At 68.2% G+C, this 531-nt stretch carries 1 protein-coding gene; it reads left to right on the top strand.

Features of this window, described 5'->3' with window-relative positions; all coding sequences use genetic code 11:
• Positions 1 to 34: 34 nt before the first annotated feature.
• The coding region (locus ACPXCS_RS39675) for a DUF305 domain-containing protein (protein WP_425971251.1) at positions 35 to 531 on the top strand (497 nt) is incomplete at its 3' end.

Raw genomic sequence — 531 nt, 5'->3', positions numbered from 1 at the left:
CGACAGCGAGTTCAGCGACAAAGAGTTCCTGACCATGACCGTCGACCATCACTTCGGCGGTGTCCGCATGGCCGAGCTGTGCGTGGACAAGGCGACGCGGGCAGATCTGAAGGGCCTGTGCTCGAAGATCAAGGACACGCAGGCGGAGGAGATCGCCACGATGCGCTCGTGGCTCAAGGCCTGGTACGGCACCGATGAGACTCCGAGCGTGCCGCCGGAGACCAAGCCCATGCTGGAGAAGCTGGCGGGCCTGTCGGGCCGTACCTTCGACGTGGAGCTGTCCCGCGACTTCGCCCAGCACCACCGCGAGTTCCTGCCCGAGGCGGACGAGTGCCGCAAGCACGCCGAGCACGCCAAGCTGCGGGCTCTTTGCGACACGATGTACAAGACCCAGGCCGAGGAGATCGACAAGTTCGAGGCGGTCATCGCCGGCAAGCCGATCACCGTCGACACCGGCAACGGGGGTCTGGCCACCGCCGGCACTGCCGCCACCGGCGGGGCCGGGTGGCTGGCAGCCGGCGGCGTGGCCGC

The sequence above is a fragment of the Streptomyces sp. DT190 genome, from assembly GCF_049846985.1.
Taxonomy (GTDB): Bacteria; Actinomycetota; Actinomycetes; order Streptomycetales; family Streptomycetaceae; genus Streptomyces.
Note: the sequence above shows the minus strand (reverse complement) of the source record. Positions and strands in the feature narration are given on the sequence as shown.